At 60.5% G+C, this 26,868-nt stretch carries 25 protein-coding genes and 1 tRNA gene; 7 read left to right on the top strand and 19 right to left on the bottom strand.

The features are described 5' to 3' along the window. Positions 1-375: 375 nt before the first annotated feature. The 7 genes from EKH49_RS04075 to pdhA all read right to left on the bottom strand — a co-directional run bounded on the left by EKH49_RS04075 (position 376) and on the right by pdhA (position 9,465). Positions 376-2,019, bottom strand: coding sequence for an ABC transporter ATP-binding protein (locus tag EKH49_RS04075; RefSeq protein WP_128469811.1), 1,644 nt, complete (start codon positions 2,017-2,019; stop codon positions 376-378). 3 nt (positions 2,020-2,022) lie between these two features. Then, positions 2,023-3,045: an ABC transporter permease gene (locus EKH49_RS04070; protein ID WP_236641026.1), complete on the bottom strand. Its 1,023-nt coding sequence runs from the start codon at positions 3,043-3,045 to the stop codon at positions 2,023-2,025. Then, entirely contained in the window at positions 3,038-3,964 is a 927-nt protein-coding gene (locus EKH49_RS04065) for an ABC transporter permease (protein WP_128469810.1), read from the bottom strand. The genes EKH49_RS04070 and EKH49_RS04065 overlap by 8 nt, the downstream gene beginning before the upstream one ends. A 189-nt stretch (positions 3,965-4,153) precedes the next feature. Beyond that, on the bottom strand, positions 4,154-5,785 hold the full coding sequence (locus EKH49_RS04060) for a peptide ABC transporter substrate-binding protein (RefSeq protein WP_128469809.1): 1,632 nt from the start codon (positions 5,783-5,785) through the stop codon (positions 4,154-4,156). A 196-nt stretch (positions 5,786-5,981) separates the two neighbouring features. Then, positions 5,982-7,346, bottom strand: coding sequence for a dihydrolipoamide acetyltransferase family protein (locus tag EKH49_RS04055; protein WP_128469808.1), 1,365 nt, complete (start codon positions 7,344-7,346; stop codon positions 5,982-5,984). Continuing rightward, entirely contained in the window at positions 7,346-8,335 is a 990-nt protein-coding gene (locus tag EKH49_RS04050; protein ID WP_128469911.1) for an alpha-ketoacid dehydrogenase subunit beta, read from the bottom strand. The genes EKH49_RS04055 and EKH49_RS04050 overlap by 1 nt, the downstream gene beginning before the upstream one ends. Positions 8,336-8,349: 14 nt before the next feature. After that, the gene (gene pdhA, locus EKH49_RS04045; protein ID WP_128469807.1) at positions 8,350-9,465 is read right to left on the bottom strand and encodes a pyruvate dehydrogenase (acetyl-transferring) E1 component subunit alpha; all 1,116 of its coding nucleotides are present in this window, start codon (positions 9,463-9,465) and stop codon (positions 8,350-8,352) included. Positions 9,466-9,615: 150 nt separating this feature from the next. Here pdhA and EKH49_RS04040 point away from each other — a divergent pair, with 150 nt between their 5' ends. Next, positions 9,616-10,089 (top strand): Lrp/AsnC family transcriptional regulator, encoded by a 474-nt coding sequence (locus EKH49_RS04040; protein WP_128469806.1) that lies wholly within the window; start codon positions 9,616-9,618, stop codon positions 10,087-10,089. A gap of 85 nt (positions 10,090-10,174) precedes the next feature. Here EKH49_RS04040 and EKH49_RS04035 read toward each other — a convergent pair whose 3' ends face one another. After that, complete coding sequence (locus EKH49_RS04035) at positions 10,175-11,800, bottom strand: solute symporter family protein (protein ID WP_128469805.1); 1,626 nt, start codon at positions 11,798-11,800, stop codon at positions 10,175-10,177. Continuing rightward, positions 11,801-12,145 (bottom strand): DUF485 domain-containing protein, encoded by a 345-nt coding sequence (locus EKH49_RS04030; protein ID WP_038989711.1) that lies wholly within the window; start codon positions 12,143-12,145, stop codon positions 11,801-11,803. 197 nt (positions 12,146-12,342) lie between these two features. On the opposite strand from EKH49_RS04030, the gene EKH49_RS04025 reads away from it, so the two are divergent. Genes EKH49_RS04025 through EKH49_RS04010 form a run of 4 tightly spaced genes read left to right on the top strand, consistent with a single transcriptional unit; the run spans position 12,343 to position 16,163 of the window. Continuing rightward, complete coding sequence (locus tag EKH49_RS04025; protein ID WP_038990116.1) at positions 12,343-13,524, top strand: sensor histidine kinase; 1,182 nt, start codon at positions 12,343-12,345, stop codon at positions 13,522-13,524. 29 nt (positions 13,525-13,553) lie between these two features. Beyond that, positions 13,554-14,270, top strand: coding sequence for a LytR/AlgR family response regulator transcription factor (locus EKH49_RS04020; RefSeq protein ID WP_128469804.1), 717 nt, complete (start codon positions 13,554-13,556; stop codon positions 14,268-14,270). Positions 14,271-14,287: 17 nt separating this feature from the next. After that, on the top strand, positions 14,288-14,695 hold the full coding sequence (locus tag EKH49_RS04015) for a hypothetical protein (protein WP_128469803.1): 408 nt from the start codon (positions 14,288-14,290) through the stop codon (positions 14,693-14,695). Then, positions 14,688-16,163 (top strand): sodium/solute symporter, encoded by a 1,476-nt coding sequence (locus EKH49_RS04010; RefSeq protein WP_442903495.1) that lies wholly within the window; start codon positions 14,688-14,690, stop codon positions 16,161-16,163. The genes EKH49_RS04015 and EKH49_RS04010 overlap by 8 nt, the downstream gene beginning before the upstream one ends. On the opposite strand, the gene EKH49_RS04005 is transcribed toward EKH49_RS04010, so the two are convergent. After that, a complete protein-coding gene (locus EKH49_RS04005; RefSeq protein WP_128469801.1) occupies positions 16,160-17,110 on the bottom strand; it encodes a DMT family transporter in 951 nt (316 codons plus the stop codon). The genes EKH49_RS04010 and EKH49_RS04005 overlap by 4 nt on opposite strands. Positions 17,111-17,149: 39 nt before the next feature. Here EKH49_RS04005 and EKH49_RS04000 point away from each other — a divergent pair, with 39 nt between their 5' ends. Continuing rightward, positions 17,150-17,653 (top strand): MarR family winged helix-turn-helix transcriptional regulator, encoded by a 504-nt coding sequence (locus EKH49_RS04000; RefSeq protein WP_128469800.1) that lies wholly within the window; start codon positions 17,150-17,152, stop codon positions 17,651-17,653. 105 nt (positions 17,654-17,758) lie between these two features. Here the strand turns inward: EKH49_RS04000 and EKH49_RS03995 are convergent, their stop codons facing one another. From EKH49_RS03995 to rpsB, 6 genes are all read right to left on the bottom strand, one after another. Further along, a complete protein-coding gene (locus tag EKH49_RS03995; RefSeq protein ID WP_038989718.1) occupies positions 17,759-18,331 on the bottom strand; it encodes a DivIVA domain-containing protein in 573 nt (190 codons plus the stop codon). Between the two features lie 161 nt (positions 18,332-18,492). Beyond that, entirely contained in the window at positions 18,493-20,022 is a 1,530-nt protein-coding gene (locus EKH49_RS03990) for a phosphatidate cytidylyltransferase (RefSeq protein WP_236641025.1), read from the bottom strand. Next, a complete protein-coding gene (gene frr / locus EKH49_RS03985; protein ID WP_038989719.1) occupies positions 20,022-20,579 on the bottom strand; it encodes a ribosome recycling factor in 558 nt (185 codons plus the stop codon). Before frr ends, EKH49_RS03990 begins: the two co-directional genes overlap by 1 nt. 78 nt (positions 20,580-20,657) lie before the next feature. Further along, positions 20,658-21,380, bottom strand: a complete 723-nt coding sequence (gene pyrH, locus EKH49_RS03980; RefSeq protein ID WP_128469799.1) for a UMP kinase — start codon at positions 21,378-21,380, stop codon at positions 20,658-20,660. A gap of 203 nt (positions 21,381-21,583) precedes the next feature. Then, positions 21,584-22,420 carry a translation elongation factor Ts gene (gene tsf / locus EKH49_RS03975; RefSeq protein ID WP_128469798.1) on the bottom strand — a complete coding sequence of 279 codons (837 nt, stop codon included), beginning with the start codon at positions 22,418-22,420 and terminating at the stop codon, positions 21,584-21,586. A gap of 145 nt (positions 22,421-22,565) precedes the next feature. Then, complete coding sequence (gene rpsB, locus EKH49_RS03970; RefSeq protein WP_038989721.1) at positions 22,566-23,390, bottom strand: 30S ribosomal protein S2; 825 nt, start codon at positions 23,388-23,390, stop codon at positions 22,566-22,568. Positions 23,391-23,786: 396 nt separating this feature from the next. On the opposite strand from rpsB, the gene EKH49_RS03965 reads away from it, so the two are divergent. Then, positions 23,787-24,320, top strand: a complete 534-nt coding sequence (locus EKH49_RS03965) for a M23 family metallopeptidase (protein WP_128469797.1) — start codon at positions 23,787-23,789, stop codon at positions 24,318-24,320. Between the two features lie 164 nt (positions 24,321-24,484). Here the strand turns inward: EKH49_RS03965 and EKH49_RS03960 are convergent. The 3 genes from EKH49_RS03960 to EKH49_RS03950 all read right to left on the bottom strand — a co-directional run bounded on the left by EKH49_RS03960 (position 24,485) and on the right by EKH49_RS03950 (position 26,814). Further along, positions 24,485-24,561, bottom strand: a tRNA-Ile gene (locus EKH49_RS03960). A 99-nt stretch (positions 24,562-24,660) separates the two neighbouring features. After that, complete coding sequence (locus EKH49_RS03955; protein ID WP_128469796.1) at positions 24,661-25,848, bottom strand: glycosyltransferase; 1,188 nt, start codon at positions 25,846-25,848, stop codon at positions 24,661-24,663. A gap of 54 nt (positions 25,849-25,902) precedes the next feature. Continuing rightward, positions 25,903-26,814 carry a DMT family transporter gene (locus EKH49_RS03950; protein WP_128469795.1) on the bottom strand — a complete coding sequence of 304 codons (912 nt, stop codon included), beginning with the start codon at positions 26,812-26,814 and terminating at the stop codon, positions 25,903-25,905. Positions 26,815-26,868: the final 54 nt, after the last annotated feature.

The raw sequence follows: 26,868 nt of genomic DNA, 5'->3' as shown, positions 1-26,868 counted from the left end.
TCACATGATCAATCCATTGAGGAATAGACTAACCCGAATTTTCTGGCTTGGATATAGAAAGAAGCGCTTCAGATTTCCGCCATCCCCTGCCCTTGAGAGTCATTCGCAATGCGCTTGTTACTCACCGGTTTTGGAGATGCACCTCACAACCCCGAGATTTCAAGGATTTCTTTCAGATTGGGAAAAATCAATCGGGCAACTGTTTCAAGCATGTTGACTCGCGGAGCGATTTATAACATTTTTGCAACGTTTGTTTCAGATTCATTAAATCTGAAATATTCGTTGAATATTACGTCGTTTGAGCTTAGGTTAAGCGCCGAATGGGCCGGTGAAACCTTACGGTTTCACCGGCCCATTCAGTTGATTCCGGGGTTGCTAGATCAGCGAAGCACCAGGAATGGCAGCCAGCAGATTGCGGGTGTAAGCGCTCTTTGGCGTATCGAAAATCTCGTCCGTCGTGCCCTGCTCGACGATCTTGCCACGTTCCATCACGCAGACGTTGTCTGCGATCTGGCGGACCACAGCCAGGTCGTGGGTAATGAACAGGTAGGTGAGGCCCATTTCGCGCTGCAGCTCGTCAAGCAGCTCCAGCACCTGCGCCTGGACCAGCACATCCAACGCGGAAACAGCCTCATCGCACACGATCATTTCCGGCTGCAGGGCCAGGGCACGCGCGATGGCGATGCGCTGGCGCTGTCCCCCGGACAGCTCGTTCGGGAAGCGGTGCATTGTGGAAGCCGGCATGGAGACCTGCTCCAGCAGCTCCTTGACCTTCTTCTCCCGCGATGCCGCATTGCCAATGCCGTGAATGCGCAGCGGCTCTTCGATCGTCCGGTAGATCGAGTACATCGGATCCAGGGATCCGTACGGATCCTGGAAGATCGGCTGCACGCGTCGGCGGTACTTGAACAAGTGCTTCTCGCTCAAGTTGCCGATCTGCTCGCCATCGAAGATGATCTCGCCCTCGGTCTTGTCCAGCAGGTTCAGCACCATCTGGGCGATGGTGGATTTGCCGGAACCCGACTCGCCCACCACGGCGGTCGTGGTGCCCTTGGGGATCTCGAAGGAAACATTGTCCACCGCGGTGAACTTCTCCTTCTTGCCGAAGCCCTTGCGGATATCGAAGACCTTCGTCAGGTTGCTGACCTTCAGCAGCGGTTCAGCCTTGCCCGGCTCAATTTCGTCAACGATGGCCTCGTGCTTGTCCCCGCGCTGCGCAGACAGCGATGGGGCCGAGTTGATCAGGCGCTGGGTGTACGGGTGCTTCGGGTTGCGCAGGATCTCCAGCGCCGGGCCGTATTCGACGACACGTCCCTTGTACATCACGACGACCTTCTCGGCACGCTCGGCTGCCAGGCCCAGGTCGTGGGTAATGAGCAGCACCGCAGTGCCCAGTTCACTGGTCATGGTGTCCAGATGGTCCAGGATCTGCTGCTGCACGGTGACATCCAACGCGCTGGTTGGCTCATCTGCAATCAGCAGGCGCGGACGGCAGGCCAGGCCAATGGCGATCAGCGCACGCTGGCGCATGCCGCCGGAGAATTCGTGAGGGTACTGGCCCGCACGGGTCTCCGGGTCTGGCAGACCGGCATCGGCCAACACCTGGGCAACACGCTTCTTGGGGTTGTCCCCCGCCAAGCCGTTGGCCTTCAGGGTTTCCTTGACCTGGAATCCGATCTTCCAGACCGGGTTCAGGTTGGACATCGGGTCCTGCGGAACCATTCCGATATGGTTGCCGCGCAGCTCGACGAATCGCTTCTCGCTGGCCTGGGCAATGTCTTCGCCGTCAAAGAGAATCTGTCCGGAAGAGACCTTGCCGTTGCCGGCCAGCAGGCCGATAGCGGCCAAGGCGGAGGTCGACTTGCCCGAACCGGACTCCCCCACGATAGCCACGGTTTCGCCGGGCATCACGGTGAAGTTCGCGTCGCGGACCGCGTGAACCGGACCGTCAGGGGTGGAGAAGGTAATCGCCAGGTCCTTGACTTCCAGCAGCGGCTTGGGAGTTGCACTCTGAGTCATTGCTTAGGCTCCCTTCCGGGCCTTCGGATCCAGTGCATCACGCACTGCATCGCCGAGCATGATGAAGCTCAAAACCGTCACCGAAAGGAACAGCGCGGGCCACATCAGCATGGTCGGGTTGTTGCGCAGCTGGGTTTGTGCCGAGGAAATATCATTGCCCCAGCTCATGACATCAGGTGGGAGCCCGACGCCCAGGAAGGACAGCGTGGCTTCGGCCACGATGTACACGCCCAGGTTCACCGTCGCAACAACGATGATCGGTGCCAGGGAATTCGGAATCACGTGCTTGAGCAACGCACGGAACTTGGACAGGCCCAGTGCGCGCGAGGCCTTCACGAAGTCCGCATTGCGGGCCTCGATCACCGCACCGCGGGTAATGCGCGCCAGCTGAGGCCAGCCGAAGATCGAAAGCGTGACGATAACCGTCCAAACGCTTCGGTTCTCGCGGAATGCCGGAAGCTGCATCACGATGATGGCGCCCAGGATCAGTGGCAGGGCGAAGAAGATGTCGCCCAGGCGAGCCAGGATCGTGTCGATCCAGCCACCGTAGTAGCCGGCCAGCGCGCCGATAGCGCCACCGAGCAAGACCACGATGATAGTAGTGAAAACGCCTACCAGCAACGAGGCACGCGTACCGTAAATGGTACGGGCATAGATGTCGCAGCCCTGCAGGTTGAAGCCCATGAAGTGACCAGGGCGCCCTGGCTCATTGGAATTCTCCAAGAGGCAAGCCTGGTTGCCAGCCGGATCAATCGACGTGAAGAGCTGCGGGAAAGCAGCTACAACCACGACGGCGATGATCAGAATAGTGGAGATGATAAATAGCGGCTGCTTGCGCAGCGAACGCCATGCCTCGGCCCACATTGACAATGGCTTGCCGGTTTCCTTGACCGAGTCCACCGCCTGTAGCGGGGTCTCTTCCAGCGGAGCTACGTAGTGCTCGATCTTGTACTTGGAAACCTTGCCGGCGCGGTTGCTGCGGATGGGCAGGCCGTCTTCGGGATTAAAGTTCTGGTTCTCAGGCATAACGGATCCTTGGGTCAAGCAGTGCGTACAGCATATCCACGATCAGGTTGGCGAGTACGAAGACGATCACCAGAACGCCTACGACTGCAACCACCGTCGGGGTTTCGCCCTTCTGGATTGCTTGGTAGAGCAAATGGCCAACGCCCGGGACGTTGAAGATGCCTTCGGTGACAATCGCGCCGCCCATCAGCGCACCCAAGTCGGCACCCAGGTAGGTCACCACGGGAATCAGCGAGTTGCGCAAGATGTGCACGGTAACCACACGGTTGCGGCTCAGGCCCTTGGCGGTCGCGGTGCGCACATAGTCAGCGGTCTTGTTCTCAATGACAGAGGTTCGCGTCAGGCGCAATACGTAGGCCAGTGACACCAATCCGAGAACCAGCGCCGGAAGAAATAGCTCTCCCCAAGTGGCCGCGCCTGAAACCGTAGGCTTGGCCCATTCGAGTTTCACGCCAACCACGTACTGCAGCAGGAAGCCCAGCACGAAAGTTGGAACTGCAATGACCAGCAGCGATGCGACCAAGACGGTCGAGTCGAACAGCTTGCCCTTGCGCATGCCCGCGATGACACCGAGGATGATGCCGAATACCGCTTCGATCAACAATGCGAGAATTGCCAGGCGTGCCGTGACCGGGAATGCCCGAGCCAGCAAGTCTCGAACTTCCTGGCCGGAGAACGAAGTTCCCAGATCCAAGGTCACCAGGTTCTTCAGATACAGGCCATACTGAACCCAGAAAGGCTTGTCCAAGTTGTATTGTGCGGTCAATGCCGCTTCGGTAGCAGGGCTCATTGGCTTGCCACCTGAAAGTGCGGCGATGGGGTTACCCGGTGTTGCGAAAACCAGGAAGTACACCAGCAGCGTAGCTCCGATGAACACCGGGAACAGCTGCACGATTCGCTTCAGGGTAAAACTTAACATGCTTGCATCTCACCTCGAGACACGTGAGGGCACAGGGCCATTTTCATCCTCTTTCCGTCGATAATATTTCGACGTTTATTTTTGCGAGGCAGGACAAACACGCCAAAGGGAGACCCTGTTTTTCTCGGGTCTCCCTTAGCGCGTTTTCAGCTACTATTCGGTCTGACTAGGCCGGAAGCTGAAGGAAACTTACTTGCCAGTGATTTGCTGGTACAACGGAACACCGTTCCACCCGAACTCGACGTTGTCCACGTTCTCGCTCCAACCACCCTGGACTGCCTGGTACCACAGCGGGATGGCCGGCAGGTCCTTGAACAAGATCTCCTGTGCTTCGTTGAAGATCTTTGCGCCCTCGGCAGGATCCGTGGCAGACAGGCCCTCGGACAGCTTGTCGTCGAATTCCTTGCTGGAGTACTTGCCGTCGTTCGAGCCTGCCCCGGTGCCGAATAGCGGACCGAGGAAGTTGTACAGCGATGGGTAGTCGGCCTGCCAACCGGTACGGAATGCACCGGTCATCTTGTAGCTGGTGACCTTCTCGCGCAATTCCTTGAATGACGAGAATGGCTGAGCGACTGCATTGATGCCCAAGTTGCTCTTCAGCTGGTTGACGACAGCTTCGACGTATTCCTTGTTGCCGGCGCCATCGACGTTGTAGCCGATGGAGAATTCGTCACCGGATTCCCACTTGCTGATTTCATCAGCCTGTTCCCACAGCTTCTTGGCTTCAGCTGCGTCGAAGTCCAGAACTTCGCTACCTGGAATGTCAGCGCTGTAGCCTTCGAGCACTGGTGCGGTGAAGTCATCAGCCTTGACCTTGCCACCGTTGTACACCTTGTCGATGATCAGCTGGCGGTCAATAGCGCGGGAGATCGCTGCACGACGGAGGTTGCCCTCTTCGCCCTGCTTGAAGTGATCCAGATAGCCGGGGATGGTGATGGTTGCATTGCCGGCGTATGGCGAGTTGACCGAGCGGTCGCCCAAGTCAGACTCGTAAGAAGCCAGCGAACTTGGCGGGATCTGGTCCAGCACGTCCAAGTTGTTGGAGAGCAGGTCGTTGTAGGCCGAGTCGGTGGACTGGTAGACCTTGAAGTCGATGCCGCCGTTGGCAGCCTTGCGAGGACCTTCGTAGCTCTCGTTGACTTCCAGCTTCAGGTTGACGTCGTGGTTCCATTCGGTCAGCTTGTATGGGCCGTTGCCGACTGGCTTTTCGCCGAAGGCCTTTGGATCTTCGAATGCTGCTTCAGGCAACGGCATGAATGCGGTGTAGCCCAGGCGCAGCGGGAAGTCGGACTCAGGCTGGGACAGCTCGACGGTGAAGGTGGTGTCATCCACGACCTTCAGGCCTTCCATCTCTTCCTTCTTGGAGCCTTCCTTGTTGACCTCATCGAAGCCCTTGATGGATTCGAAGAAGTACGAGTTCAACTGCGCGTTCTTGGCTGCGGCACCGAAGTTCCAGGCATCCACAAACGAAGCAGCAGTTACTGGGGAACCATCGGAGAAGGTCTGTCCGGCCTTCAGCTTGATGGTGTAGTTCTGGGAGTCTTCGGTTTCGATGGACTCGGCGAGTTCATTGACCGGAGCGCCCTTGGCGTCGTAGCTGACCAGACCGGTGAAGATCAGGTCCATAACGCGACCGCCGCCAACTTCGTTGGTGTTGGCCGGCAGAAGGCCATTCTGCGGTTCGGTGGTGTTTGCGGTTACGACATACGAGCCGTCACCTTCGCCACTGGCAGTTTCAGTCGAACCGCCACCGCAAGCGGACAGGGTCAGCGCCAAGGCTGCAGATAAAACGACAGCCTTAGATGCGTGCGAGTATCGCATCCTATTTCTCCTCAACAGATCGTTGCTGCTTCTGCATTTCGCAGAGCCGTGCAGGCAAGCGTGAGCTATAGCACGTAGTGAATGAGATTACATCAAACATTGCGAAACAACCAATGAATAGTCATGAAAGTAATGCTTGAAATCGGTTTATTCACCCGGCTGAAATTACTTAAGCCGGGTCATGGTTTACTTTGGCTCAAATAAAAATATTCATCATTCCTGGGTCCTCCAGTACCGAGCCGACACCTGCGAGGAACTCGCTTGCTTCTTTGCCATCGACCACCCTGTGATCGAAGGACAGCGCCAGTGTCATGGTATGGCGAAGTGCAACTTGGTCTTGGTATTCCCAAGGCCTGCGCTTCACTTGGCCTAGTGCCAGAATTCCTGCCTGCCCCGGAGGAAGAATCGGGGTGCCAGCATCCACGCCGAAAACCCCCACGTTGGTGATGGAGAAGGTGCCACCGGTCAATTGGGCTGGTGACAATGTTCCTTCGCGGCCCTGGAGAATAATCCCGCTGAGTTCGGCAGCCAATACTGGCAGCGTCTTAGCTTGGGCATTTTTCAGCACCGGAACCAGCAGACCGCGGTCACTTGCCACGGCCATACCCAGATTCACTGACCCGAATTCAATGATTTCGTCAGCTTTTTCATCCCACGTCGAGTTCAGCGCGGGATAAGTCTTCAATAGTCTCGTCACCACGAGCGCTGCCAGCGTTGTGATGTTGAGCTTCAGGTCCTTGAGCAGTCGATGCGACCGCATGCGCTCCAGCAGCTCCATGGATTCGGTGACATCTACCGTGAGGAACTCGGTGGCATGCGGTGCGGTAAACGCCGACTGCACCATGGCCTTGGCCGTGGCCCTGCGGACCGCGGTGATCTTCACGTGGCGATCCGCGTCTGGCGGAGACATGGATTCGCTGTCCTTGACCGCTGGCGTGCTGGCACCGGCAGAGTCGATGGCCTGCTGGACATCCCGGCGCAGCACCAGCCCGTCTACCCCGCTGCCGGCGAGCGCCGAAATATCGACCCCGTGATCGCGTGCCAGCTTGCGTACTGGCGGGGTGCATCTGGTTACCGCATGCAGTTGGCGTTCATGGCTGCTCGGCTCGGAAACTGCGTCGGATGCAATAGGTGCCGAAGCAACTGGTGCAGGCGACGGCATCGATTCCGGGCGGCGCGAGCCGCGGGCTTTGCGCTTCGGACGGTTTCCGGTATCTGCCGGCGCACCGTAGCCAACCAGGGTGGGGGTGCGTTCACCAGCCTTGCTTTGCTCCTGTTGCGGCGAATCAGCCGCTGCCGGTTGCTCGCCGGAACCGCCGGGCTCCTGGTCGAAGGTGACCAGCGGACCGCCGACCTGAACGGTTTCGCCTTCGGTGGCGTGCAGCGCCTGGACGAACCCGGCGAAGGGCGAGGGAAGTTCAACGACGGCCTTGGCGGTTTCGACCTCGGCGATGATCTGGTTGAGCGCAACATGCTCGCCAACCTTGATCTTCCAATTCAGCACCTCGGATTCGGTGAGCCCTTCGCCGAGGTCCGGGAGTTTGAAGGTGTGGGCGGTCATCACTTGGCAGCTCCTTCGGTTGCCTCGTGGTGGCGCATCACGGTATCGACCGCGTGCATCACTCGATCCAAGTCGGGCAGGTGGTGGCTTTCGAGCCGCGATGGCGGATACGGGATGTCGAATCCGGTGACGCGCAAGGGGGCGTGCTCCAGGTAGTCGAAGCAGCGCTCGGTGATTTCGGCGCAGATCTCCGCGCCAATGCCGCTGGTCCGGCTGGCCTCGTGGACCACCACCAGCTTGCCGGTGCGCTTGACGGACTCGGCCACGGTGTCGATGTCCAGCGGATCCAGCGTGCGCAGGTCGATGACTTCCAGGCTGGTGCCTTCATCTTCCGCGGCCTTGGCCGCGTCGACCAGGGTGTAGGTGGTGGGGCCGTAGCCGACCACGGTGACGTCCTCGCCGGGGCGGACGATCTTCGCCTTGGGCGATGCATCCGGTGCCGGGGCGAGAAGTTCCGCGGTGGTTTTCTCGTGGTAGCGGCGCTTCGGCTCGAAGAAGATCACCGGATCATCGCAAGCGATGGCCTGGCGCAGCATGGAATAGGCGTCTTCGACGCTCGATGGCGCGAAGACCCGCAGGCCGGCGGTGTGGGCGAAGTAGGCCTCGGGCGATTCGGAGTGGTGTTCCGGCGAACCGATTCCTCCGCCATAGGGAACGCGGACGGTGACCGGCATCTTCACCCGTCCCCGCGAACGGTAGTGCAGCTTGGCCAGCTGGGACACCAGCTGGTCGAAGGCCGGGTAGGTGAAGCCGTCGAACTGGATCTCCACCACCGGGCGATAGCCTCGATAGGCCAGGCCGATGGCGCTGCCGACAATCCCGGATTCCGCCAGCGGGGTATCGACGACGCGGTGCTCGCCGAATTTGGATTTCAGGCCATCGGTGACCCGGAAGACTCCGCCGAGGGTTCCGATGTCTTCGCCAAGCAGGATGACCTTCTCGTCCTGGTCCAGCGCATCGTGCAGCGACTTGTTCAGCGCCTTGAGCATGGTGGTTGCCACGGCTACTCCCCACCTTCAAATTCTGCCAAGTAGTCAAGGTAGGTCTTGGCTGCGCGTTCGGTTGGCTCATGCTTCTCTGCGTACACATTGGTGAACAGCTCTTCGGCCTTGGGATCTTCCATGCTGGTAATCGCGGCGCGAAGCTTCGCGGCGAGATCATCGGCGGCGTTCTGCGCACGCTGCTCGTAGGACTGCACATCGGCACCCATCTCATGCAGGTACTTCACCAGGCGGTCGATGGGATCCTTGGCCTTCCATTCTTCGAGCTGCTCGCTCTTGCGGTAGCGGGTTGGATCATCGGCGGTGGTGTGCGAGCCCATGCGGTAGGTGACCGCTTCGATGAAGGCCGGGCCCAGGCCATGGCGGGCATGGTTCAGGGCGGCCTTGGTGGCGGCGTAGACGGCCAGGATGTCGTTGCCATCCACCCGCCAGGTCTTCAGCCCGAAGCCGTGGGCGCGGTCGGCAATCTGGGTGCGGCTTTGCAGGGCCACCGGTTCGGAGATGGCCCACTGGTTGTTCTGGCAGAAGAACAGCACCGGTGCCTGGTAGCTGGCGGCGAAGACCATGGCTTCGTTCACGTCGCCCTGGCTGGTGGCGCCATCGCCGAAGTAGGCTACGGCGACTTGCTTGCCGCCATCGAATTTGATGCCCATTCCGTACCCGGCGGCATGCAGGGCCTGCGAACCGATGACAATCTGCTGGCAGGCGATATTGACTTCATTCGGATCCCAGCCGCTGGCCTGCGCTCCGCGCCACACGCTGAGCAGGTCCTCTGCCTTCACTCCCCTGGCCCAGGCGACTCCATGCTCGCGGTAGGAGGGGAAAATGAAGTCGTCGTCATTGGTGGCCCGCACCGAGCCGATTTGCGCGGCCTCCTGGCCGAGCAGCGGGGCCCACAGGCCCAGCTGGCCCTGGCGCTGCAGGGCGGTGGCTTCATTGTCCATGCGGCGCAGGACAACCATGTCGCGCAGGAAATCTGCAAGGTCCGCTTCCTTGAGGTCCTTGAGATAGTGGTCAAGTTCTTCGTCCGGGATTCGTTTCCCGTCGACGTTCAGCAGCTGATGCGTGGGTAGGCATCCGGCGGCTACGTCAATGTGCTGTGTGGACACGATCGGCATCCTTACTCTCACGTAGTCGGTTGCGGGTTTTGATTCTCAAACACCGCTTAATGTGATGCTACTCACGCAAGGCAGGATGCACAATGGTGTTTTTAAAATTAGAGCAAAACGCACTGTTTCATTGACCTTCCCAGTGCTAACGTGCTCATTATGCAACTTCTGGACACTACCGACCGGCGCATCCTGCTGGCGCTTTCCAGCGCGGCCAAGCGCACCGGCTCAGCTATCGCCACGGCCTTGAACCTCGGGCGCAATACCGTGCAGACCCGGATGACCCGCCTGGAAAACGAGGTGCTTGATTCCATCGACCGCCGCATCCCGCCCGAAGTGCTGGGCTACGGGCTGCTGTCCTTTGTCGAGCTGCACGTCGACCAGCGCTGCCTGGGCGACATTGCCGCCAAGCTTGAAGCCATCCCCGAGGTGCTTGAGGCGCACGGGCTCACCGGCTCTGCCGACATCCTGGTGCGGGTAGCTGCCAAGGATGCCGAGGAGCTGTTCCGGGTGCACGGGCAGCTGCTGCATATCGACGGGGTGAATCGCGCGGATTCGGCGCTGTCCATGGCCGAGCTCGTCCCCTACCGCACCACCGCCCTGCTCCAGCACTCACTGTCACCCAACGCCTAGCGCGCTGGGCAGCAAAAAAGTTCCGGGAACCAGCCTGCTGGCTGGTTCCCGGAACTTTGCTATTCTGCTTACCTGTTTCTTGCGATTAGTGGTCGACCGCCTTTTCAGCACCGACACCGGTCAGCGAACGGACTTCCATTTCCGCCTGCTTGTTGATGTCCTCGACACCCTTATCGGTGACAGAGCCCAGCCAGCCCAGGAAGAAGGCCAATGGAATCGAGACGATGCCCGGGTTGGCCAGCGGGAAGATCGCCATGTCGATGCTCGGGATCATCGAGGTTTCCGAACCGGAGAATACCGGCGAGATGATGATCAAGAGCAAGGCCGAGCCGAGGCCGCCATACATGGACCAGACCGCGCCGCGGGTCTTGAAGCCCTTCCAGAACAGGGAGTACAGGATGGTTGGCAGGTTTGCGGAGGCCGCCACCGCGAAGGCCAGTGCCACCAGGAAGGCCACGTTCTGGCCCTGGGCGCCGATGCCGCCAGCGATGGAGAAGACGCCGATGACCAGAACCGTACGGCGAGCCACCTTCATTTCCTTCTCCGGGGTGGTCTTGCCCTTGGCGATGACCGAGGCGTACACATCGTGGGCGAAGGAAGCCGCTGCGGTGATGGTCAGGCCGGCCACCACCGCGAGGATGGTTGCGAAGGCCACTGCGGAGATCAGGCCCAGCAGGACGGTGCCGCCCAGTTCGTAGGCCAACAGCGGTGCCGCAGAGTTCACGCCACCGGGAGCCGCCTGGATCCGCTCCGGGCCGATCAGTGCGCCAGCGCCGAAGCCCAGCACCAGGGTGAACAGATAGAAGGCGCCGATCAGCCAGATGGCCCAGACCACTGACTTGCGGGCTTCCTTGGCGGTAGGAACGGTGTAGAAGCGCATCAGCACGTGTGGCAGGCCTGCGGTACCCAGCACCAGGGCCAGTGCCAGCGAGATGAAGTCCAGCTTGGAGGTTTCCGAAACGCCGTACTTCATGCCCGGGTTCAGGATCTCCGGGTTGCCAGCCACTTCAGCAGCCTTGCCCAGCAGTTCGGAGAAGTTGAAGCCGAACAGTGCCAGCGTCCACACGGTCATGATCAGCGCGCCGGCAATCAGCAGGCAGGCCTTGATGATCTGCACCCAGGTGGTGCCCTTCATTCCGCCAACCAGCACGTAGAGGATCATCAGTGCGCCAACGATGACGATCACCAGCGACTGGCCGAACTTCTCGTCGATGCCCAGCAGCAGGGAAACCAGCGCGCCGGCGCCAGCCATCTGCGCGAGCAGGTAGAAAACGCACACTGCGAGCGTGGAAACCGCCGCGGCGATGCGCACCGGGCGCTGCTTGAGGCGGAAGGAAAGCACATCGGCCATGGTGAACTTGCCGGTGTTGCGCAGCAGCTCTGCGACCAGCAGCAAGGCAACCAGCCAGGCAACCAGGAAGCCGATGGAGTAGAGGAAGCCGTCGTAGCCCTGGATGGCGATAGCGCCGACAATGCCCAGGAAGGATGCCGCCGAGAGGTAGTCGCCGGCAATGGCGGTGCCGTTCTGCGTTCCGCTGAAGGAGCGGCCGCCGGCGTAGTAGTCGGCTGCGGTCTTGTTGTTCTTGGAGGCACGGAGCACGATCACCAAGGTGACGCCCACGAAGGCCAGGAAGATGGCGATATTGACCAAGGGGTTGCCGACCTGGGTCGACTCGCCTGCGGCCTGGGCCAGGATGCTGAGCTGGTTCATCTAGTTCACTCCCTCGCGCTCAAGGCGTTCACGGATCTTGGTTGCCTTCGGGTCGAGCTTCTTGTTCGAGAAGCTGACGTAGGCAGCGGTGATCGCGAATGTCGACACGAACTGCAGCAACCCGAGAACAATACCCATGTTGATATTGCCGAGGACCTTAATGGACATGAAGTCATGGAAGTAGTCGGCCAGCAGCACATAGGCGAAATACCAGACGAGGAAGAAGATGGCCATCGGGAAGACGAAGCTGCGGTGGGTCTTGCGCAGTTCCTGGAATTCCTCGGATTGGCTCTCCTTGACGAAATCAACGCCGGCAGAGACGTCGTGTTCCGGGTTGGCACTCATGATGCCCTCCTTGAGCGAGTTGGTGATGTGACTGAGCGCACATCGCTTGTGTGACTAAGTTCACTATTGGGGATTAATCCTTTGGCGACTAGGGGGCCTGTGCCGTTCATGGCTCAACGGACTGCTTTCTGCGCCCAACGGCGCACCTTGGCGCGCTGAACGGTCAACGGTTTTCGCGGGGCCCTAAGATGGGGTACATGTCTCCAGCGCTGCAAGTCACCCTGATCGTCGCCATCGTGCTGGTCGGAATCGCCCTGGTCGGCTACTTCGGTTTCAAGATCTCCCGCTCCACCCGGGAAATGGGCACCGACGTCGAAGAAGCCACCTACAAGACGCTGCACCACATGTCGGTTGCGGTCCCCCATTTGGAACGCGGCCTGACCGAGGACGGAGCGGCGAAAAGCGCCAAGGCGCTGCGCCGGCTGCTGAACTGCCAGGTGCTGCTGATCTCCGACACCACCCACGTGCTGGCCACCGATGCCGGTGCCGATTTCACTGCGGAGCATGAAGAGACAGCAGCCAGTGTTTCCAAAAGCGCGTTGGCGACCGGCAAGACCCAGGTGGAGCGCTCTTCCGGCATGGACTTCGTTTCAGCACCCATCACCGTGGGAGATCTGAGTGTCGGGACCGTGACAGCGCTGTCGCGCAGGGCCGGCGCCAGCTTTGTGCGGGCCGTCTCCGAGGTGGCGGTCTTCGTTTCGGCGCAGGTCTCCACCGCGCAGCTGGATGAGTCCAAGGCCATGCTGCTCGAAGCGCAGATGCGGGCCTTGCGCGCCCAGATCTCCCCGCACTTCATCTACAACTCGCTGAATGCGATCGCCTCGTTCATCAACACCGATCCTGCCCGCGCCCGCGAGCTGGTCATCGAATTCGCGGACTTCACCCGCTACTCCTTCCGCCGCCGCGGAGAATTCACCACCCTGGCCGAAGAGCTGGAAGCCATCGACCGCTACCTGCTGCTGGAAAAGGCCCGCTTCGGCGAGCGCATCAAGGTCTCCCTGCAGATCGCCCCCGAGGTGCTGCCCACCCAAATTCCGTTCCTGGCCCTGCAGCCGCTGGTTGAGAACGCCGTGCGCCATGGCCTGGAAGCGCGTCCAGATGGCGGAGTCATCTCCATTACCGCCACCGAGGACGGAATGCACGCGCTGATCAGCGTGGAGGATGATGGCATGGGCATGGATCCCGAGCAGCTGGCCAGCGTGCTGGCCGGCGATACCCCGAATATGCATGTGGGCCTGCGCAACGTGGACCTGCGCATGCGCCAGCTCTACGGCAATTCAAATGGACTGGTCATCGAGACCGCGCCGGGGGCAGGAACACTGATCACCTTGCGCGTCCCGAAGTTCCGTCCACCCAGTGCCATTGCGTCGGATGTTTAGATAATCCCGATAAACGGTAGAATTTTCGCATGATTAACGTGGTGGTTGCCGATGATGAACTTCCAGCGGTAGAAGAGATCGCTTTTCTGCTCAGCCAGGATTCCCGCATCGGGAAAATTCACCGCGCCACCTCGGGTGCCGCGGCGCTGAAGGCGCTGGAGGAAAATGCGGTCGACGCGCTGTTCCTGGATATCCACATGCCTGCGTTGTCCGGCCTGGATATCGCCCGCGTCATCTCCCGCTTCACCAATCCCCCGCTCATCGTCTTTGTCACCGCCGATGAAGACCAGGCACTGCAGGCCTTCGAATTGGCCGCCATCGACTACGTGCTCAAGCCCATTCGCCCGCAGCGCCTGGCCGAATCCGTGCGCCGCATCTGCGAACTGGTGGAAGATACCCCTGCCAAGCCGGAAATGATCACGGTGGACCAGGGCGGCATCACCAAGCTGATTCCCCGCGCGGATATCGCCTATGTCCAGGCGCAGGGCGACTATGCACGATTGCACACCAAGGATTCGAGCTACCTCATCCGGGTTCCGCTCAACGATCTGGAGCAGCAGTGGGGCGAGTCCGGCTTCGTTCGGATCCACCGCTCCTACCTGGTGTGCATGGACAAGATCGAGACCGTGCGCCTGCAAACCGGCAAGGCCGCCGTGGTGGTCAACAGCACCGAGCTTCCCATTTCCCGTCGCGCATTGCCCTACCTGCGTGAGCGCCTGGCCGCCAATCGCGTCCGCCCGCTGTAGGAAGCAGCTGGCCTTCCGTGGAACAGATTCCCCAAGACAGCAGCCGGCAAGAGCCCCCAACGCCCGGACGATTCGCTGAACAGCGTCCGCAACGTGTGCGCGTGCAGGCTCCGCAAGACGCCTCCTTGACGGTCTCCCCTGCCCGCCCCGAGCACACGGCAGAAGAGTTCTATGTTCGCCAGCTGATCCGTTCCCAGCTGCGGCTGGCCTGCGCCGTGGCTGCGGGCCTGCTGGCGCTGCTGGTCGGCATCAGCGCGCTGCTCGTCTTCTGGCCGGTCTTCGAGGACATCCGCCTGCTCGGCCTGCCGCTGCCTTGGTGGGCTTTGGGCATCGGGATGTATCCGCTGATCATCGTGGCTGGAATGCTCTACAACAGGGCTGCCGAACGCAATGAAGAACGGTATCGGAGCATCAGCCGTGGCTAGCTTGCTGTCAGTTTCATCCTTGGTGCTGGTCTGCCTGACGACCATGCTGATTGCCTTCCACGGCTTGCGCCTGTCCCGTACTACGTCCGACTTCTACGTCGCTTCGCGCACCGTGCGCCCGTGGTGGAATGCCTCGGCGATTGGCGGCGAGTACCTTTCGGCGGCCTCATTCCTGGGTGTTGCCGGGCTGATCGTGCTCTCGGGGCAATCGGGCTTGTGGTTCCCCATCGGCTACACCGCCGGCTACTTGATGCTGCTGCTGTTCGTTGCAGCTCCGCTGCGGCGTTCCCGGGCCTACACCATTCCGGACTTTGCGCAGATCCGCTTTGAAGGCTCCCCGATGTTGCGCAAGCTCACCACCTATCTGGTGGTGGTGATCTGCTGGCTGTATATCGTTCCGCAGATGCACGGAGCAGCCCTGACCCTCTCCATTGCCACTGGATTCCCCAGTTGGGTCGGTCCGGTCATTGTCGCCGCGGTGGTCTGCGTGACGGTGCTGTCCGGCGGGATGCGTTCGGTGACCTTCGTCCAGGCTTTCCAATACTGGTTCAAGCTGGCTGCGCTGGTCATCCCCACGATCTTCCTGCTGGGGCGTGCCATCCCAGAGCATTCGTCCTCCGGCCACGCGCAGGCCCTGTATGCGCAGCTGGAATCCGCGAATGCGATGAACCTCTATGAGACGGTCTCCATCATCTTGGCGTTGCTCTTCGGCACCCTGGGGCTGCCGCATGTGCTGGTGCGCTTCTACACGAACCCCAGCGGCCAGGCAGCGCGCACCACCACGGTAATTGTGCTCTGCTTGCTCTCGGCTTTCTACCTGTTGCCCACGACGTTGGGTGTCCTGGGCTTGCTGTACACCCCGGAGCTCGGGGCCACCAATGAAACAGATGCCACCATCCTGCTGCTGCCCTCACGCCTTTTCGAAGGATTCCTGGGCGACGCGCTGACCGCAATCGTGGTCGGCGGCGCGTTCGCGGCATTCCTGTCCACCACCTCCGGGTTGGTGGTATCCCTCGCTGGCGCCCTGTCGCAGGAATTCTTCTCCGGCACCGTGCGCGGGTTCAGGATCTCCACCGTGCTGGCTACCGCCCTGCCGGTCTTGATTGCGGTGGTGACCAATTCCTTGGCCTTGGCAGGTGCCATTGGCAATGTCTTCGCCTTCACCGCATCGACGATCTGCCCGTTGCTGCTGCTGGGCATCTGGTGGCGTTCGCTGACCGCGCGAGGTGCGATTGCCGGCCTGCTGGCTGGCGGCATTTCCTGCGGGCTGTCCTTGATGATCGGCACCTTCCTGCCCCAGGAAGACGAGATCTGGATCCATCTGCTGCGCCAGCCCGCGGCGTGGAGCGTTCCGCTGGCCTTCCTGGTGATGATCTTCATTTCCAAGAGGACCAGGCGCAGCGTGCCAGCCAACGTTGAACGCGTCATGGCCCTGCTCCATGTCCCGGACTGGCGGGCGAAGTTCTAGCAGCTCTTCACGGCTTGCCCGGCAGGCGCGTCGCGGCGCGGCAACTGTGGTACGGGAAGCGGTTTGCGCCGGGAGCCGTTGGCCAGCCCCAGCAGGACTCCGCCGAGCACCAAGCCCATTCCCAAGATGCTTTGAATCCCGAGGCTTTCGGCTGCCAGCAGGGTTCCGAGCAGGACGCCGGTGACTGGATTGAGCAGGCCGATGAGGCCCACAGATGATGCTGGCAGTTGGCGCAGCCCGGTGAACCAGGCGAGGTATGCGGCCACGGTAGCGATGAGGCTGACATATCCGAAGCCCGCTGCCGCTTGGATGCCAAGCTGAGGCGGCGCTCCATGCACGAGCAGCGCGCAGGGCACCAGGACTGCCCCTCCGGCCACCAGCTGCCAGGCCGTGACCCGGACAATCGGCAGCCCTTGCGACCACCGCTTGGTCAAGATGAATCCGGCACTTGAGCAGAGCATCGCGGCCAGGGACGAGATGATGCCCCGGATATCGATGCCGCCCTGCGCATCGAAGACCATGACGGCCACGCCGATGAATCCCATGAGCGCTCCGATCATCGGCCAGCGTGCAGGCCGCTCGCCGAGCAGGAGCCAGGCGAACAGCATGAGCACACCGGCGGAACTCGCCATGGTCGTCGCGGCGGCACCCGATGGCAGCAGTTGCGCCACCACGTAGACCAGAGCGAAGAAGGCGCCGATGTTCAGGATGCCCAGGACCGCGGATTTCCACCACCAGCTGCCGTGCGGCAGTTTCCTGCATATCGCCAGCAACACCAGGCCTGCGGGCAATGCGCGGATCGCCGCACCCCAGAGCGCCGAGTCTTCCGGAAGGAATTCCTTGGTGACGTAGTAGTTGGACCCCCACGCGATCGGGGCTATAGCAGTCAGCGCAACCCATCCCAAGGTCCGCAGCCGGTTTCCGGCAGAATCTAAAGTATCTTCCATGGAAGATACTTTAGCTTCCTTGGAAGATATAATAAAGGGATGCAGCACAATGACCATGTCTCGCGCATCCAGCAGCAGTGGGCCGAACAGCGTCCCGATCTCGACACCGCTCCTCAGGGAATTATCGGACGGCTTCACCGGCTGGCCAATTACCTGACCGAAGAGCTCTGTGCAGTGTATGCAGAACATGGGCTGACCGAAGCCGAATTCGATGTGCTGGCAACATTGCGGCGGGCAGGCGAACCGTTCTCCCTGGCCCCCGGCGAACTTGCGTTGCAGACGATGGTGACCACCGGTGCCATGACCAAGCGGCTGGACAAGCTCGTAGGCAATGGCTGGGTCACCCGGACCCAGTCCGGTGAAGATCGTCGAGGACGCCTGATCTCCTTGACTGACAGCGGCAAAGAGAAAATCGACGAAGCCTTTGCCGCCCACATGCGCAACGAAAAGCGCCTCGTGGAACAGCTCTCCCCCGCTGACCGTCCGGTACTGGAGAACATGCTGCGCGATTGGTTGGCCCACCACGAACGGCCAGGCCTCTAGCCTGTCCGGTTCTTCCCTCTGCTGAATGCAAAAAAGCCGCGGACGGCAACGGGAGAAAATTTCCCGCTGCCGTCCGCGGCATGGCTTTGGAGGCGGTAGCGGCGACTAGTCGATCGAAGCCATCAGCTCTACAACACGGTCGAGGAACGCATCGACCTGCGACTCCTCGTAGCCATCGGTGCCCTGCGCAGAACGGAATTCCACGCGCCGCACGGTGTCAACGGCCATCGGCACGTCGTTCTCGAAGTAGTCGATGAGCTGATCGCACAGGCGATCGACGTCCTCGATGTTGTAGCTCGACGCGTTGGAACGCGAAGGACGGCGGAAACGCTCGCCCTTGGCACGGTGCAAGCGGCCACGCAGGATCGCGGCCAGGCGGCCTACCTGCTGCAGCCAAACCTCTTCGCCCTGATGGGCAATCAAGTCATCGCGCTCGCGCTTGGCAAAGACATCTTCCAAGCGGTCCAGCGCGCCATCGACTTCGCGGGCCTGGTACCCGCCCTTCTGCGGTGCAAAAGTAGTGCGGCGGATCAGGTGGCTGGTGACCACACTGTCGTCGTTTCCTCCACCGTTGAAGGTGGCACGGGCACGGCTCAGGAACGCATCAACTTGCTTTGCGTTGTAGCCGAATTCCGAGTCCGGTACGCGGGAAAACGGAGCATCTTGCTGCTGCGACACGACAGTTCCTTTTTCTCTAGAGAGATATCCGTTGGGCACCGCGCTCAGGCGATACCCCTCTTATTCTATTGGCTTGATCCGATAGTTGGCCTGATGGCCACACCAGCGAGTGCATTCCGGTAGCGGATCACACCCGCTGGCGTCGCGGGCCGGGGACGTGGTCAGAAGACTGCGACACTCCAGGCCAGCACATGTGAAATCACGTAACCCAGCGGAATGACGAACAGGACCGAGTCCAAGCGGTCCATGATTCCGCCATGGCCAGGAAGCAGGTTGCTCATGTCCTTGATGCCCAGTTCGCGCTTGACCATGGATTCCGAGAAGTCGCCGGTAGTCGCTGCAATGGTGGTGAAGAACGCCAGGATGACGCCCGTCCACCACGGCATGTCCATCCAGAAGTGCATTGCGCATGCGCCAATGGCCATGGAACCGGCCATTGATCCGGCAAAGCCCTCCCAGGACTTCTTCGGGGAAATCTTCGGCGCCATCGGATGCTTGCCGATCAGCACGCCCACGATGTAGCCGAAGGTGTCATTGGCGACCGCAAGCAGCAGCAACGTGGCGATGAGCCACTGGCCATTGACCGAATCGAGAATGAGCAGGGCAAAGGACAGCAGCAGCGGCACCCAGCTGATGATGAACACGCTGCTCATCACCGAGGCCACCGCGCCCTTGGCCCCATCCATCAGCCTGAAGAGCAAAGCGATCAGGATGCAGGCAATATAGCTGAACCCGAGTGCCTCTACCCCGCCCCAGATGGCACTGGCCGGCAACAAGATCGAAGACAGGTACAACGGCAATTGCGGTACCGCCGTCTTGGCATGGGTAGTAGCCCTGGCCACCTCCCAGCAGCCAATGCAGCTGAGCGCGATCAGCGCGATGACCAGCAACGGGTGGAACCACAGCAGGCCAACCAGCACGACTCCGAGCAACAGCACGCCGACGCCGATGGCCGCTGGCAGATTGCGCCCTGCACGCGACTTCTTCGGTTCCGGGGTTCCGATCAGCAGCTCGGCAGGGATATCCGCTTCTTCCGCGTCGGGCTCTCCGGTCTCGGCAAGGTCCGTGGAATCGGATACCGGCGGAGCAGGCAGCTTGCTGTCTGCGGGCGAGGGCTTCTGCGCCGCAGATGCCGCTTCCGGTGAGGCTGATTCTGCCTTCTTCGGCTTGTCATCTTCGGCCGCGGGGGCCGGAACCGCCTTGTCCCTTCCGGGCGCCGCCGGCTGTGCAGGCTTCGCTGGTTCTGCCTGCATGGCAGGAGCCGGCGCCTCAGCTTTCACCGGCTTGGACAGGTCGGCCTTGAAAGCGGCTTTGGCGCGCTCTTTCGCTTGCCCGGTATCAGCCTTGGCGGTCGATTCCCCGGCTGCAGGGCTGCCAGCCGCAGCTGGTTGAGGGGTCGGCAATGCGGCATCTTTTCCGGCATCGGGCTTCACTGCTGATACGGGCTTTGGCATGGCCGGTGGAGCGGGTACCGCAGTGGCCGGTGCAGGCTTGACCGGTTCCTGGATTCCAGTGGCAGGTTCTGGAGCTTCCTTGGCCCCGCGGTCTTTCATGAAACCGCGTTTCTTCGCCTTGGCGGCGGCTTCGCGCTGCGCGCGAGCTTCACGTCGGGTCAGGGGCTGGGATTCTCCGGATGCCACTGAGGGCACCGCCGAAGCGTTGCCCTCAGTGTTGTCTGTCGAGCCTGGCATTAGACTTCCAGCAGCTCTGCTTCTTTTTTCTTCAAGATCTCGTCGACTGCGTCAACGTGCTTCTTGGTCAGCGCGTCGAGGTCCTTTTCTGCACGGGTACCCTCGTCCTCGCCAATTTCGCCGTCCTTGACGAACTTGTCGATGGAATCCTTGGCCTTGCGGCGGTGATTGCGCAGTGCAACGCGAGCGTCCTCGCCCTTGGCCTTGGCCAGCTTGACGTATTCCTTGCGGCGTTCTTCGGTCAGCACCGGAAGGACAACGCGGATCATCTTGCCGTCCGAGGATGGGTTGGCGCCAACTTCTGGATCGCCCAGAGCCTTTTCGATTTCGCGCAAAGCGGTCACATCGAATGGGGTGATGGTGATGGTGCGTGCTTCGGGCACTGCGAAGGAAGCCAGCTGCTGCAGCGGGGTTGGGGAACCGTAGTAGTCCACCATGACCTTCGAGTACATGCCTGGGTGGGCACGACCGGTACGGATCGTCGCGAAGTCCTCCTTGGCGGCCTCAATGGTGCGTTCCATCTTTTCGGCGGTATCCGCCAGCGTTTCCTCAATCACCGGTACTCCTCAAGTACTTCATCTGTGTTTCCGCTACGGGAAATTAAATCTACTTCAATCCTAAGCCACGATCACCGATTAGACGGTGACGGTGGTGCCAATCCGCTCGCCGCGAATTGCCGCGGCCACGTTTCCTTCGCCTTCCATGCCGAAGACCAGCATGTCCAGCTTGTTGTCCTTGCACATGGTCATGGCGGTCTGGTCCATCACGCGGATGTTCTTGAGCAGGGCGTCGCTGTAGGTCAGGGTATCCAGCTTGGTGGCGGTTGGGTCGGTCTTCGGGTCGGCAGTGTATACGCCGTCCACACCCGACTTGGCCATCAGGACTTCGTCAGCATCGACTTCCAGGGCACGCTGCGCGGCCACGGTATCGGTGGAGAAGTACGGCAAGCCGGCGCCGGCGCCGAAGATGACGACGCGGTCCTTCTCCATGTGGCGGATGGCACGGCGCGGGATGTAGTTCTCGGCGACCTGGGCCATGGCGATGGCCGACTGGACGCGGGTTTCAACACCGCACTGCTCCAGGAAGTCCTGCAGCGCCAGGCAGTTCATGACGGTGCCGAGCATGCCCATGTAGTCAGCGCGCGAGCGGTCCATGCCGGAAGCGGAGAGTTCCGCACCACGGAAGAAATTGCCGCCGCCAACCACGATTGCCACCTCGACCTCGCCAACGGTCTGGGCGATCTGCTGGGCGATGCCGCGAACGGTATCTGGGTCAACGCCGATCTTGCCGCCGCCGAATACTTCGCCGGAGAGCTTGAGCAGTACGCGGCGTCGTTTGGTTTCTGGGGTGCTTGGCATGAGGTGTCTTACTCCTGGAGGTCGGAATCAAGCTGGGGGTTCTACGTCCCAGATCCCAAGCTATCGTGAGATCCGGGCTCAAGAAAAGGGAGGCGAGTCACCGAGTTTTCTCTCGGTGCCCACCTCCCTTTGATCTTGTGCGCTCAGGTTGCCCCGAACGCGGTTCGCTTAATGCGTATGGCTACTGCCTAGAGCTGCAAAGCCTAGGCGCCAACGCGGAAGCGTGCGAAAGCAACTGGCTTGGTGCCAGCTTCTTCGAAGACCTGGCCAACGGACTTCTTTGCGTCCTTGGCGAAAGCCTGGTCAACCAGGACGATCTCCTTGAAGAAGCCGGTCAGGCGGCCTTCAACGATCTTGGTGAGTGCAGCTTCTGGCTTGCCCTCGGCGCGAGCGGTTTCGTCAGCGATGCGGCGCTCGTCGGCAACCTTGTCAGCTGGAACCTCTTCGCGGGACAGGTAGGTAGGAGCCATTGCAGCGGTGTGCACTGCAACGTCGTGCGCGACGGTTGCGGCAGCTTCGCTGTCAGCGTCAACAGCCATCAGGACGCCAACCTGGGCTGGCAGGTCCTTGCTGGTCTTGTGCAGGTACGAAGCAACCTTGGCACCCTCGATGCGTGCAACACGGCGTACAACAACCTTCTCGCCGAGGATTGCGCCCTCTTCGATGACGATGTCGCCAACGGTCTTGCCATCCAGCTCGTAAGCCAGCAGTGCTTCTGCATCTGCAGCGCCGGAAGCCACAGCGGCATCCAGGACCTTGTTGGCCAGTGCGATGAACTTGTCGTTCTTCGCTACGAAGTCGGTCTCGCAGTTGATCTCGATCATCACGCCGACGTTGCCCTCAACCTTGGCAGCAACCAGGCCTTCAGCAGTCGAACGGCCTTCGCGCTTGGTAGCGCCCTTCAGGCCCTTGACACGGATGATCTCGATGGCCTTCTCGGCGTCGCCGTTGGCCTCGTCCAGTGCCTTCTTAACGTCCATCATGCCGGCGCCAGTGCGCTCGCGCAGTGCCTTGATATCAGCAGCGGTGTAGTTTGCCACGTGCAATCCCATTCAGCTAGGAGTTTCAAGTTTATTTTGCTTATGGGACGGGTCGGATTTCCGGCCCGTCCCACAAGACTTGGTGAAGTTCACCTCGAGCTACACGCTAGTGCGCCCAGGCAAACTTCTGGAGTCACGGAGGTGACTACTTGGCTTCTGGAGCCTCGGTTGCAGCGTCTGCAGCTGGAGCTTCGGCCTTGGCCTTCTCGCCCTCAAGCAGTTCGCGCTCCCACTCAGCCATTGGCTCAGCAGCACCCTCGGTCTTGCCGGCAGCCTTGTTGTTCTTGGCGATGAGGCCTTCGGCCACAGCGTCAGCAACAACGCGGGTCAGCAGGTTGACGGAGCGGATTGCGTCGTCGTTGCCTGGGATTGGGTAGGTAACCTCGTCTGGATCGCAGTTGGTGTCCAGGATGGCCACAACTGGGATGCCCAGCTTCTGGGCTTCGTCGATAGCCAAGTGTTCCTTCTTGGTGTCAACGATCCAGATAGCGGAAGGGGTGCGGGTCAGGTTGCGGATACCACCGAGGTTGTTCTGCAGCTTGGTCAGCTCGCGCTTCAACAGCAGCAGTTCCTTCTTGGTGTGGCCCGAGCCGGCAACGTCCTCGAAGTTGATCTCTTCCAGTTCCTTCATGCGCTGAACGCGCTTGGAAACGGTCTGGAAGTTGGTCAGCATACCGCCGAGCCAACGCTGGTTGACGTATGGCTGGCCAACGCGGTTAGCCTGCTCGGCAATGGCTTCCTGAGCCTGCTTCTTGGTACCGACGAACAGTACGGTGCCGCCGTGGGCAACGGTCTGCTTCACGAACTCGTAAGCGCGGTCGATGAACGACAGCGACTGCTGCAGGTCGATGATGTAGATGCCGTTGCGCTCGGTGAAGATGAAGCGCTTCATCTTTGGGTTCCAGCGACGGGTCTGGTGGCCGAAGTGGACGCCGCTGTCAAGCAGCTCTCGCATGGTTACGACTGGCATGTCGCAACTCCTTTCAGCAGTGGCGGACCGGGCGCGCGTGCGCCCGCGGTAACTGCTCTTGGTTGTTCGGGTTGATGCAGATAGCCATTGTGGATATCCGCCCTGGCATGAGTACCGATTGATGCTTGGCATCTCGACTTCGGTCCACCGATTCTCTCGGACCACTGGAACCTCAGGCCACAGCCGATTTAGCTGTGAATACTCATACGCGAAGTCAATCTCCTGCCCGATGCACCCAATTTTGGACACACCTGTGACAGGACACTGCTGCTTCAAGTGTACTACAGAGAACGCCTTGCCCCGCACCGCGGTTTCGGTGATGTGCAGCCCATTGCCTTGCCCACAATCCGTTCCCCCGGTTGCCCATGATCCATGTTCCGGGGACACCTTGGAAAGATGAAAATCAAGTATCTCTTCGCAGGATTGCAGGTTCTGCTGCTGGCCGTCAGCTTTCCTCCGGCCGCGCCCACGGACGCCGAGCCGCAGCAAGTCCAGGTACCTGCCGCACTTGCCGCCACCAATGGCTGGCGCTGGCCGCTGGCTGGCGAACCGGCAATTCTGGTGCCCTTCGACAAACCGGAGAAAAATTGGCTTCCCGGGCACCGAGGAGTGGACTTGGCAGCCAGCGCTGGTGATGCCGTTTTCGCACCGCAACGCGGCCGGGTCTCGTTTGCTTCAGTGATCGTGGATCGGCCTGTGCTGGTTATCGATCACGGTTCCGGGTTCAAGACCAGCATCGAACCGGTTTCCGCTGAAGTATCGGTGGGCGACTGGGTGGAGGCCGGCACCAAGGTGGGCCAGGCAGCAACCGGGGCGCATTGCTCTGGCCGTTGCATCCACTGGGGTGTGCGCCTCGATGGAGAATATATCGACCCGGTATTGCTGATCCGCGACATGCGTCCATCGATTCTCTTGCCGTTGAACGAATGACGCGGCATCTCCCGAGGGCGGCACGAACCGGATCAACATCCGGCTTCAATGCACTTCTTCACACACCTGTGCATCCAGCGGGATCCAGCTGTGCACTGGAGCGGAACCGGGAACAAGAAAATCGTCCAGCAACTCATTTTCAATAGCTGCTGGACGATCTGCCTTGGTAGGGAGTGACGGACTTGAACCGACGACCAAGGGATTATGAGTCCCCTGCTCTAACCAACTGAGCTAACTCCCCACATGGGTCCATCGCCGGAGCGGTGCAACCACACTCGAAATATTCTAGGGCATCACTAGCCGAAACACCGATTTGGCGCACCCAATGATGACATTCCGGCTAGTGGGTGGTCACTTCTTGGCCCCGGTAGAGGGCTTCGAAGGAGTTCATCGTCTTTTCCTGCGCGTGGTTCTTCACCTTTTCGTGCCCAGCTTCACCCATCTTGGCGCGGTGCTGCTCGTCCAAGGCCAGAACCTGGTCCAGCTTGTTGGCCAGGTCCTGCCGATCACCCGGCGTGAACATATAGCCATTGACACCTTCATCCACCAGATGGGGCAGCGCCATCGCGTTGGCCAGGACCACTGGCTTGGACGCCGAAAGCGCCTCAAGGGTCACCAATGACTGCAGCTCGGCGGTGCCTGGCTGGCAGAATACGTCGCAACGCAGGTAGGCCTGGCGCAATTGCTCGTCACTGACGTGCCCCAGGAAACGGACGCGGTCTCGGATCTGCAAATCATCTGCGATCTTCTCCAGATGGGCGCGCTGCTCTCCGCCTCCGACGATCTCGATGATGGCGTCAGGCACCTTGCTCATCAGAGGCAAAGCCTCGATCAGTTCGTTGATGTTCTTTTCCACCGCGAGGCGGCCCGCGAACAAGATCGTAGGGAACTCATTGCGGATGATTTCTTCCCCGTCCGCCAGCTCGTAGTTGCCGATCTCAATGCCATTGGACAGTGGGAGCACGTGATTCAGTTTGGCCCGTTCGCGCATGGCCTTGGCGGCCAGCGGAGTGGGGGTCGTGACGGTATCCGCACGGCCAAAGATCTTCCCCATGTCTTTCCACGAATTGTGCGCGACAATTCGCTTGAACCATTGCGGGAACGGCAGGAATGGGTCCAGGTTTTCCGGCATGAAGTGGTTCGTCGCGATGGAGCGAACGTTGTTCTTCCGCGCCCATGCGATGGTGCGCTGGCCAATCATGTAGTGGCTCTGGGCGTGGACCACGTCGGGCTTGATATCCGAGAGCAGCTTGCTGATCTGCTTATTGACTTCCCACGGGAACACGATGCGGAAGTATTCATGGGTCGGTACCGAGTGCGATTCCAAGCGATGGACAATAGCCTCATCGCGGATTTCCGTATAGGTCTTTCCCTTGTCGCCACGGGCTGCCAACACGTGCACCCGGTGGCCTCGCGCATGCATCGCCGTAGCCAACCGGTAGCAAAACATCGCTGCTCCGTTAACGTCTGGCGGATAAGTGTCAGCAGCAATGACGATGGTCAGCGGTTTTTCCTTGGCCACGGGCATCCTTCGGCGTTCACACGCGTTGTAGTTTTTGATAGAGAAATTTGCAGCTTCAGTCTATTTGGAATCAGGCATGGATTTTTCGCCTTCGGTCTTGTTCCGGCGTTCGATCACGTCGGGGTGGTGCCTGGACAGCGCGGTCACGCCGACGATAGCCAAACCGGCAGCCACCAGCATCAGCACGGTGACCAGTACCGGGACATCGGGACGCAGCTCTCCGAGGATGCTGATTCCTATGGCAATGCCAATGATCGGATCGATCACGGTCAACCCTGCGATGACGAGGTCTGGAGGCCCTTTTGAGTAGGCCTTTTGCACAAAGTACGAGCCGAGCAACCCGGCGACTGCCACCGATAGTCCAGCCAGCCACGGCAGTTGGAAAAAGCTGCTGTCGCCGATACTCAATACGGCGATGGCAATGGTTCGCACCAGCACGGCAACGAATCCGAAAAGCACACCGGCGCCGAGGATGAAGAAGAACGCGCCAAGCTTCTTGTGGAAGAAGATGGTGGCCAATCCCACGATGGCGACGACTACCGCCAGGATCATTTCAATCAGGTGGGCTTCGGTTTCAGTCACTTCCTGGTTGCCGCTGGTGGCCGTGACTGCCAACAGCACGAACCCAACCGAACCAACCATGCAGCTGATGATCGCCAGCACGGTGGGACGGTTCATCGTCAGGTCGGTTTCCTTGGCATTGACCATAGCGGTGATCACCAGTGCAATCGCGCCGATTGGCTGCACCACTGTCAGCGGTGCGCTGGCCAGGGCGAAGACGTTCAAGGCCATGCCCAGGGCCATGAGGCCCAAACCGCTCATCCAGCGCTTATTGCTGGCCAGCTTGCCGACATTCCTAAGCGTCAGATCCAGCCCGCCGACTGCGTTGCGTACTGCCTGCGATTGGAAGTGCGCGCCAAAGGCAAGGCAAAAGGCACTGCATAGTGCCGCTGCGATAGCGATCCAAACCATGTCAGTGCCTTTCTAGCCTAAGTTTTCAAATGACGGGGCAGGTGCACGCGTATT

Origin of the sequence: Glutamicibacter sp. HZAU (assembly GCF_004100365.1) — a bacterium.
Taxonomy (GTDB): domain Bacteria; phylum Actinomycetota; class Actinomycetes; order Actinomycetales; family Micrococcaceae; genus Glutamicibacter; species Glutamicibacter nicotianae.
Note: the sequence above shows the minus strand (reverse complement) of the source record. Positions and strands in the feature narration are given on the sequence as shown.

What these genes read in the sequence shown, in the direction of transcription:
- EKH49_RS04075 (WP_128469811.1), bottom strand. Translation starts at nt 2,019, where the DNA reads ATGACTCAGAGTGCAACTCCCAAGCCGCTGCTGGAAGTCAAGGACCTG.
- EKH49_RS04070 (WP_236641026.1), bottom strand. Translation starts at nt 3,045, where the DNA reads ATGCCTGAGAACCAGAACTTTAATCCCGAAGACGGCCTGCCCATCCGC.
- EKH49_RS04065 (WP_128469810.1), bottom strand. Translation starts at nt 3,964, where the DNA reads ATGTTAAGTTTTACCCTGAAGCGAATCGTGCAGCTGTTCCCGGTGTTC.
- EKH49_RS04060 (WP_128469809.1), bottom strand. Translation starts at nt 5,785, where the DNA reads ATGCGATACTCGCACGCATCTAAGGCTGTCGTTTTATCTGCAGCCTTG.
- EKH49_RS04055 (WP_128469808.1), bottom strand. Translation starts at nt 7,346, where the DNA reads ATGACCGCCCACACCTTCAAACTCCCGGACCTCGGCGAAGGGCTCACC.
- EKH49_RS04050 (WP_128469911.1), bottom strand. Translation starts at nt 8,335, where the DNA reads ATGCTCAAGGCGCTGAACAAGTCGCTGCACGATGCGCTGGACCAGGAC.
- pdhA (WP_128469807.1), bottom strand. Translation starts at nt 9,465, where the DNA reads ATGCCGATCGTGTCCACACAGCACATTGACGTAGCCGCCGGATGCCTA.
- EKH49_RS04040 (WP_128469806.1), top strand. Translation starts at nt 9,616, where the DNA reads ATGCAACTTCTGGACACTACCGACCGGCGCATCCTGCTGGCGCTTTCC.
- EKH49_RS04035 (WP_128469805.1), bottom strand. Translation starts at nt 11,800, where the DNA reads ATGAACCAGCTCAGCATCCTGGCCCAGGCCGCAGGCGAGTCGACCCAG.
- EKH49_RS04030 (WP_038989711.1), bottom strand. Translation starts at nt 12,145, where the DNA reads ATGAGTGCCAACCCGGAACACGACGTCTCTGCCGGCGTTGATTTCGTC.
- EKH49_RS04025 (WP_038990116.1), top strand. Translation starts at nt 12,343, where the DNA reads ATGTCTCCAGCGCTGCAAGTCACCCTGATCGTCGCCATCGTGCTGGTC.
- EKH49_RS04020 (WP_128469804.1), top strand. Translation starts at nt 13,554, where the DNA reads ATGATTAACGTGGTGGTTGCCGATGATGAACTTCCAGCGGTAGAAGAG.
- EKH49_RS04005 (WP_128469801.1), bottom strand. Translation starts at nt 17,110, where the DNA reads ATGGAAGATACTTTAGATTCTGCCGGAAACCGGCTGCGGACCTTGGGA.
- EKH49_RS04000 (WP_128469800.1), top strand. Translation starts at nt 17,150, where the DNA reads ATGCAGCACAATGACCATGTCTCGCGCATCCAGCAGCAGTGGGCCGAA.
- EKH49_RS03990 (WP_236641025.1), bottom strand. Translation starts at nt 20,022, where the DNA reads ATGCCAGGCTCGACAGACAACACTGAGGGCAACGCTTCGGCGGTGCCC.
- pyrH (WP_128469799.1), bottom strand. Translation starts at nt 21,380, where the DNA reads ATGCCAAGCACCCCAGAAACCAAACGACGCCGCGTACTGCTCAAGCTC.
- rpsB (WP_038989721.1), bottom strand. Translation starts at nt 23,390, where the DNA reads ATGCCAGTCGTAACCATGCGAGAGCTGCTTGACAGCGGCGTCCACTTC.
- EKH49_RS03965 (WP_128469797.1), top strand. Translation starts at nt 23,787, where the DNA reads ATGAAAATCAAGTATCTCTTCGCAGGATTGCAGGTTCTGCTGCTGGCC.
- EKH49_RS03955 (WP_128469796.1), bottom strand. Translation starts at nt 25,848, where the DNA reads ATGCCCGTGGCCAAGGAAAAACCGCTGACCATCGTCATTGCTGCTGAC.
- EKH49_RS03950 (WP_128469795.1), bottom strand. Translation starts at nt 26,814, where the DNA reads ATGGTTTGGATCGCTATCGCAGCGGCACTATGCAGTGCCTTTTGCCTT.